The organism is Pseudomonas sp. SM4, assembly GCF_051913165.1.
In the GTDB taxonomy this organism is placed as follows: domain Bacteria; phylum Pseudomonadota; class Gammaproteobacteria; order Pseudomonadales; family Pseudomonadaceae; genus Aquipseudomonas.
The window spans coordinates 264,161-270,907 of record NZ_JBODOE010000006.1 but is presented as its reverse complement, the minus strand read 5'-3'; the positions used below and the strand labels follow the sequence as shown (position 1 = coordinate 270,907).

At 60.0% G+C, this 6,747-nt stretch carries 8 protein-coding genes; 6 read left to right on the top strand and 2 right to left on the bottom strand.

Translation table 11 applies throughout. From position 1 onward, the window contains the following. Positions 1 to 470: 470 nt before the first annotated feature. The 6 genes from tusD to ACQ4MY_RS13675 all read left to right on the top strand — a co-directional run bounded on the left by tusD (position 471) and on the right by ACQ4MY_RS13675 (position 3,937). Positions 471 to 863 carry a sulfurtransferase complex subunit TusD gene (gene tusD / locus ACQ4MY_RS13700; RefSeq protein ID WP_440095483.1) on the top strand — a complete coding sequence of 131 codons (393 nt, stop codon included), beginning with the start codon at positions 471 to 473 and terminating at the stop codon, positions 861 to 863. Between the two features lies 1 nt (position 864). Then, positions 865 to 1,221 (top strand): sulfurtransferase complex subunit TusC, encoded by a 357-nt coding sequence (gene tusC / locus ACQ4MY_RS13695; RefSeq protein WP_008086577.1) that lies wholly within the window; start codon positions 865 to 867, stop codon positions 1,219 to 1,221. Further along, complete coding sequence (gene tusB / locus ACQ4MY_RS13690) at positions 1,221 to 1,514, top strand: sulfurtransferase complex subunit TusB (protein ID WP_008086575.1); 294 nt, start codon at positions 1,221 to 1,223, stop codon at positions 1,512 to 1,514. Before tusC ends, tusB begins: the two co-directional genes overlap by 1 nt. Further along, positions 1,511 to 1,846, top strand: coding sequence for a TusE/DsrC/DsvC family sulfur relay protein (locus ACQ4MY_RS13685; RefSeq protein ID WP_440095481.1), 336 nt, complete (start codon positions 1,511 to 1,513; stop codon positions 1,844 to 1,846). Before tusB ends, ACQ4MY_RS13685 begins: the two co-directional genes overlap by 4 nt. Then, positions 1,843 to 2,844, top strand: a complete 1,002-nt coding sequence (locus tag ACQ4MY_RS13680; protein ID WP_440095479.1) for a glycosyl transferase family protein — start codon at positions 1,843 to 1,845, stop codon at positions 2,842 to 2,844. The genes ACQ4MY_RS13685 and ACQ4MY_RS13680 overlap by 4 nt, the downstream gene beginning before the upstream one ends. A gap of 91 nt (positions 2,845 to 2,935) precedes the next feature. Continuing rightward, positions 2,936 to 3,937 carry a glutathione S-transferase family protein gene (locus ACQ4MY_RS13675; protein ID WP_440095477.1) on the top strand — a complete coding sequence of 334 codons (1,002 nt, stop codon included), beginning with the start codon at positions 2,936 to 2,938 and terminating at the stop codon, positions 3,935 to 3,937. Positions 3,938 to 4,069: 132 nt separating this feature from the next. On the opposite strand, the gene cysG is transcribed toward ACQ4MY_RS13675, so the two are convergent. Both cysG and serS read right to left on the bottom strand, forming a co-directional pair. Further along, positions 4,070 to 5,464 (bottom strand): siroheme synthase CysG, encoded by a 1,395-nt coding sequence (gene cysG, locus ACQ4MY_RS13670; RefSeq protein WP_414915827.1) that lies wholly within the window; start codon positions 5,462 to 5,464, stop codon positions 4,070 to 4,072. Beyond that, a complete protein-coding gene (gene serS / locus ACQ4MY_RS13665) occupies positions 5,465 to 6,745 on the bottom strand; it encodes a serine--tRNA ligase (RefSeq protein ID WP_053121586.1) in 1,281 nt (426 codons plus the stop codon). Between the last annotated feature and the right edge of the window lie 2 nt (positions 6,746 to 6,747).

Sequence of the window (6,747 nt, the reverse complement as noted above, 5' to 3'; positions counted from 1 at the left end):
AGGAGCTGACGAGTGAAACGAGGCTGCGATCTTTTGATCCTGCCCCGCAAAATCAACGTCAAAAGATCGCAGCGTGCCGCAGCTCCTACATGGGATTGTGTGTCCCTGTAGGAGCTGACGAGTGAAACGAGGCTGCGATCTTTTGATCCTGCCCCGCAAAATCAACATTAAAAGATCGCAGCGTGCCGCAGATCGTGTTGCCCTGTAGGAGCTGACGAGTGAAACGAGGCTGCGATCTTTTGATCCTGCCCCGCAAAATCAACGTCAAAAGATCGCAGCGTGCAGCTCCTACAGGGGATCGTATGTCCCTGTAGGAGCTGACGAGTGAAACGAGGCTGCGATCTTTTGATCCTGCCTCGCAAAATCAACGTCAAAAGATCGCAGCGTGCCGCAGCTCCTACATGAAAAGCAGGCGCTGTGGCTGTGCGCAATGCTTTATCATGGCCACAGTTTTGCTGATCGAGTCCGTCATGAAGTTCGCCATCGCGCTGTTTTCCGCCGCCCATGCGCCCTCCTCGCGCCGTGCCCTGCTGTTTACGCAGGCTGCACTGGCCGGTGGGCATGAGATTGTCCGGCTGTTTTTCTATCAGGATGGCGTCTATAACGCCTCTGACGCGGTGGTGACCCCGCAGGATGAACTGGACTTGCCCAAGCAATGGCGCAGCTTCATCACCGAGCAAAAGCTCGACGGCGTAGTGTGCATTGCCGCCGCCCTGCGCCGTGGCGCGCTGAACGCGGAAGAAGCCCAGCGCTATCAGCGTGACGCCGTCTCCGTCAGTGAGCCATGGGAATTGTCCGGTCTTGGGCAATTGCATGACGCCGTGCAAGACGCTGATCGCCTGATCTGTTTCGGAGGTGCATGAGATGGCCAAATCCCTGTTGATCATCAGCCGCCAATCGCCATGGTCCGGCCCCGGCGCCCGCGAAGCGCTGGACATCGTACTGGCCGGTGGCGCCTTCGATCTGCCGATCGGTTTGCTGTTTCTCGATGACGGCGTGTTGCAACTGGCCGCTGGGCAAAACGCCAAAGCCCTGCAACAAAAAGACCTCAGCGCCAACCTGCAAGCGCTGCCGATGTTTGGCGTAGAAGAATTGTTTTACTGCGCCGACAGCGCCAGCGCTCGTGGCCTCGAACAGCTATCGCTAGACGAAGCGCAACCGCTGGCTGCCGAGCAAATCACCGCTCTTATTGACCGTTACGACCAGGTGATCACCCTCTGATGTCGACTTTGCATGTGTTGTCTCATTCCCCTTTTGGCGATGATCGCCTGAGCAGTTGCCTGCGCATCATCGGCAGCGCGGATGCCTTGTTGCTGTCCGGCGATGCGGTCTACGCGTTGCAAGCGGGTACCGCGCCGTGCACTGCGCTGCAAAGCCGCCAGATCAAACTGTTCGTCCTCAGCGAAGACGCACAGGCGCGCGCCGTGCAGGTCCCGGACTGGGCCGAAGCCATCGATTACCCGGCCTTCGTCGAACTGTCGATCCATCACGACAAGGTCAACAGCTGGCTATGAATTACATGACCGTCGGCGCCCGCGCCATCGAACTGGACAAGGACGGCTTTCTCGTCGATCTCAGCGATTGGTCGCACGATGTCGCCAGCGCTCTCGCCGCTGCCGAAGAGATCGAGTTGACTCCTGAACACTGGGAAGTCCTCGAACTGCTGCGCAGCTTCTATGCAGAATTCCAACTGTCCCCGGCCACACGCCCGCTGATCAAGTACACCGCGCTGAAACTCGGCACGGAAAAAGGCAACAGCCTGCACCTGAACCGACTGTTCAAAGGCACCCCCGCCAAACTCGCCGCGAAACTGGCGGGCCTGCCCAAACCGACGAATTGCTTATGACCGACTTTCCAGCGCTGACCCTCGAAACGCCTGCCGAACATCCATTCGCCCAGTTCGTGCGAATCCTCGGCAAGGGCAAACGCGGCGCGCGCGATCTCACTCGCGAAGAAGCCCGGGAAGCCATGGGCATGGTGCTCGACGACAAGGTCGAGGACACCCAACTCGGTGCCTTCCTGATGTTGCTGCGACACAAGGAAGAAAGCGCAGAGGAAATGGCCGGATTCACCGAGGCTCTGCGCGCACGCTTGCAGGCGCCAGCGCTGAATGTCGATCTGGACTGGCCGACCTATGCGGGCAAAAAACGCCATCTGCCGTGGTATTTGCTGGCGGCCAAATGCCTGGCACAGAACGGCCTGCGCATCTTCATGCACGGCGGCGGCGCGCACACCGCCGGGCGCCTCTACAGCGAACAACTGCTCGGCGAATTGAACATCCCGCTGTGCCGCGACTGGCAACAGGTCGGTGCAGCGCTGGACAATGGTGGCCTGGCGTTCATGCCGCTGGTGGACTGGGCGCCGCAGTTGCAGAACATGATCGACCTGCGCAACACCCTGGGCCTGCGTTCACCGATCCATTCGCTGGCGCGGATTCTCAATCCGCTGGGCGCGCGCTGCGGGCTACAGAGCATTTTTCACCCCGGCTATCAGGCCGTGCACCGCGATGCCAGCGGATTGCTCGGCGACACAGCGATTGTGGTCAAGGGTGATGGCGGCGAAATCGAGATCAACCCCGACGCTAACAGTCACCTCTATGGCACCACTGGCGGCGAGAGCTGGGACGAGGAATGGCCGCAACTGTCGGCGCAACGTCACGTCAAACCATCGTCATTGGATGTCGAGCACCTGAAGGCCGTGTGGCGCGGCGACGTGGTCGACAGCTATCCGCAAATGGCCCTGATTGCGACCATGGCCCTGGCCTTGCGCGGCCTCGGACAAAACCGTGAACAGGCCTTCGAAACCGCCGAGCAATACTGGGCCGCACGGAACAAATCGATTTAACCGATCATTCGCGCCCGATCTTTGCGCTTTTTGTTCGAACTCATCGGAATAGACTCGACTCCAACGATTATCGGTTTATGGAGTCTTGATCATGGGTTTACTCGTCGATGGCCACTGGCAGGACAAGTGGTATGAAAGCAGCAAGGACGGCGCGTTCCAGCGCGAACAGGCCAAGCGCCGCAATTGGGTCACCGCCAACGGCGAGCCCGGCCCCAGCGGTGAAGGTGGTTTTGCCGCCGAGGCAGGACGCTATCACCTCTACGTTTCCCTCGCCTGTCCATGGGCGCATCGCACACTGATCCTGCGCAAGCTCAAAGGTCTGGAAAGTCTGATCGACGTCTCCGTCGTAAGCTGGCTGATGCTGGAAAACGGCTGGACGTTCGACAAAGCGCTGGGCTCGACCGGCGACAAGCTCGATGATTTCGCATTCATGCACCAGCGCTACACCGCTGACACCGCCGACTACACCGGGCGCGTCACTGTGCCGGTGCTGTGGGACAAGAAACTCAAGCGCATCGTCAGTAATGAATCGGCGGAGATCATCCGCATGTTCAACAGCGCGTTCGATGGTTTGACAGGCAACGATCTGGACTTCTACCCGGCGCCGCTGCGCGGTGAAATCGATGCGCTGAACGAGCGGATTTATCCAGCCGTGAACAACGGCGTGTATCGCGCAGGCTTTGCCACGTCGCAACAGGCTTATGAAGAAGCGTTCGATGAAGTGTTTGCCGAACTCGATCACTTGGAGCGCGTGTTAGGCGCCAACCGCTATCTGACCGGGGAATACCTGACGGAAGCGGACGTGCGTCTGTTCACCACGGTGATTCGTTTTGACGCGGTGTATCACGGGCACTTCAAGTGCAATCTGCGGCGGATTGCCGATTACCCGAATCTGTCAAACTGGTTGCGTGAGCTCTATCAGATGCAGGGGATTGGCGAGACGGTGGATTTTCAGCACATCAAGAACCACTACTACGGCAGCCACAAGACCATCAACCCGACGGGTATTGTGCCGAAGGGGCCGGAGCAGGATTTCACAGAGGCCCATGATCGGGCGCGGTTGGCTGGGAAAGGGGTTTGGCGCCGGGGTTGAGATTTGTATTGTTTTTGAGGGCCCCATCGCTGGCAAGCCAGCTCCCACCGGGATTTTGGTGATGCTGAAGATTGCAGCTTCAACACAAAACCTGTGGGAGCTGGCTTGCCAGCGATGGGGTCAACTCGGTTCTCAGACCTGCGCCTGAGCCCCTTCAAACCACGCCAGTTTCTCGCGCAGTTGCACCACTTCCCCAACGATCACCAAGGTCGGCGCATGCACTTCATGCTCTGCCACCAATCGCGGCAGATCCGCCAGTGTGCCGGTAAAGACTCGCTGATTGACCGTGGTGCCCTGCTGAATCAACGCCGCCGGGGTATCCGCTGAACGACCGTGCTTGATCAGTTGTTCGCAGATCACCGGCAACCCCACCAGGCCCATGTAGAACACCAGCGTCTGCGCCGGGGCGACAAGGTCTACCCATGGCAGATCGGTGGAGCCGTCCTTCAAATGCCCGGTGACAAAGCGCACCGATTGCGCGTAATCACGATGGGTCAGCGGAATCCCGGCATACGCTGCGCAACCGCTGGCTGCGGTAATACCCGGAACCACCTGGAAGGGGATGCCGTGGGCCGCCAGTTCTTCGATCTCTTCGCCGCCACGGCCGAAGATGAACGGATCACCACCCTTCAACCGCACCACACGCTTGCCGGCCTTGGCCAGATCGACCAGTTGCTGGTTGATCTGATCCTGCGGCACGGCGTGATCGGCGCGACGCTTGCCGACATACACACGTTCGGCATCGCGACGGCACAGCTCAAGAATTGCTGGCGCGACCAAGCGGTCATACAGCACCACGTCGGCTTGCTGCATCAGACGCAGGGCCTTGAAGGTCAGCAGATCCGGGTCACCCGGCCCCGCTCCCACCAAATAAACCTCACCAGTGGTGACCATCGCTTCGCCATCGATCTTGGCTTGCAACAGACGTTCGGCTTCGGCGCCCTGCCCGGCCAGTTGCCGATCAGCAATCGGCCCCTGAAATACGTCTTCCCAGAAACCACGACGCTGCTGCACATCCGGAAACAGGCTTTTCACCTGATTACGGAAACGTGCGGCGAGCCCGGCCAATTGGCCGTAAGTCGAGGGAATCCAGGTTTCGATCTTGGCGCGAATCAAGCGCGCCAGCACCGGCGCATCGCCACCGCTGGACACCGCAATGATCAATGGCGAACGGTCGACGATCGCCGGGAAGATCACGCTGCACAAGGCAGGCGCATCGACCACGTTGACCGGCACGCAACGCTTGTGAGCATCGGTGGAAACTTGTGCGTTCAGCGTTTCGTCGTCGGTGGCGGCGATGATCAGCCCGCAACCGTCCAGATCCGCCTCGACGTAACCGCGCAACAGGCATTCGCCGCCTGAGGCTGCGACCAGCTCACGCAGCTGCGTTTCGATTTCAGGTGCGACCACCCGCAGCAGCGCACCGGCATCGGCCAGCAGGCGGGATTTGCGCAAGGCAATTTCCCCCCCACCGACGACCAACACACGACTGCCGCGCAGGTTGTGAAACAGCGGCAGATATTTCATTTAGCCGATGACCTCAAGGCCACCCATGTACGGCTTCAGCACGTCCGGCACACGGATCGAACCGTCGGCCTGCTGGTAGTTTTCCAGCACCGCAACCAGGGTACGACCCACCGCCAGACCGGAGCCGTTCAAGGTGTGTACCAGTTCAGGCTTGCCGGTTTCCGGGTTGCGGAAACGCGCTTGCATACGACGGGCCTGGAAGTCGCCGCAGTTCGAGCACGACGAAATTTCGCGGTACTTGTCCTGGCTCGGGATCCACACTTCGAGGTCGTAAGTCTTGACCGCGCTGAAACCCATGTCGCCGGTGCACAGCGCCAGGGTGCGGTAAGGCAGACCGAGCAGTTGCAGGACTTTCTCGGCGTTGGCAGTCAGGCCTTCCAGTGCTTCCATCGAAGTCGATGGTTCAACGATCTGGACCATTTCAACTTTGTCGAACTGGTGCTGACGGATCATGCCGCGGGTGTCGCGACCCGACGCGCCGGCTTCACTGCGGAAGCACGGGGTGTGGGCGACGAACTTGATCGGCAGCAGTTTCGAATCGACGATTTCACCGGCAACGATGTTGGTCAGCGACACTTCGGCGGTCGGGATCAGGTACAGATCGGCTTCGCCTTCGCGGGCGATCTTGAACAGGTCTTCTTCGAACTTCGGCAGTTGACCGGTGCCTTGCAGTGCCGGGGCCTGAACCAAATAAGGCGTGTAAGCCTCTTCGTAGCCGTGCTCGTTGACGTGCAGGTTGATCATGAACTGCGCCAGTGCGCGGTGCAGACGGGCGATCGGGCCACGCAACAGGGCGAAACGCGCGCCGGACAGCTTGGCAGCGGTTTCAAAGTCCAGCCAGCCGAACTTTTCGCCCAGCGCCACGTGGTCTTTCACTTCGAAATCGAATGCAGTCGGCGTGCCCCAGCGGCGCACTTCAACGTTGTCGTCTTCGTCTTTGCCGACCGGCACGGATTCGTGTGGCAGGTTAGGAATACCCAGCACGATCGAGTCCAGCTCGGTCTGGATCGCGTCCAGCTCGACTTTACCGGCACTCAATTCGCCCGCCATGCGCTCGACGTCCGCCATCAACGGCGCGATGTCTTCGCCACGCTGCTTGGCCTGACCGATGGATTTGGAACGCGCGTTACGCTCAGCCTGCAGTGCTTCGGTGCGGGTCTGGACGGTCTTGCGCTGTTCTTCCAGCGCTTCGATGCGCGCGGTATCCAGGGCAAAGCCACGGGAAGCCAGGCGGTCCGCTACGTCCTGGAGGTTGCTACGTAACAGTTTGGAATCGAGCATGT

Bases quoted from the DNA above. Each gene is read 5' to 3' on its own strand.
- tusB (WP_008086575.1), top strand. From the start codon at position 1,221: ATGTCGACTTTGCATGTGTTGTCTCATTCCCCTTTTGGCGATGATCGC.
- ACQ4MY_RS13685 (WP_440095481.1), top strand. From the start codon at position 1,511: ATGAATTACATGACCGTCGGCGCCCGCGCCATCGAACTGGACAAGGAC.
- tusD (WP_440095483.1), top strand. From the start codon at position 471: ATGAAGTTCGCCATCGCGCTGTTTTCCGCCGCCCATGCGCCCTCCTCG.
- serS (WP_053121586.1), bottom strand. From the start codon at position 6,745: ATGCTCGATTCCAAACTGTTACGTAGCAACCTCCAGGACGTAGCGGAC.
- ACQ4MY_RS13680 (WP_440095479.1), top strand. From the start codon at position 1,843: ATGACCGACTTTCCAGCGCTGACCCTCGAAACGCCTGCCGAACATCCA.
- tusC (WP_008086577.1), top strand. From the start codon at position 865: ATGGCCAAATCCCTGTTGATCATCAGCCGCCAATCGCCATGGTCCGGC.
- ACQ4MY_RS13675 (WP_440095477.1), top strand. From the start codon at position 2,936: ATGGGTTTACTCGTCGATGGCCACTGGCAGGACAAGTGGTATGAAAGC.
- cysG (WP_414915827.1), bottom strand. From the start codon at position 5,464: ATGAAATATCTGCCGCTGTTTCACAACCTGCGCGGCAGTCGTGTGTTG.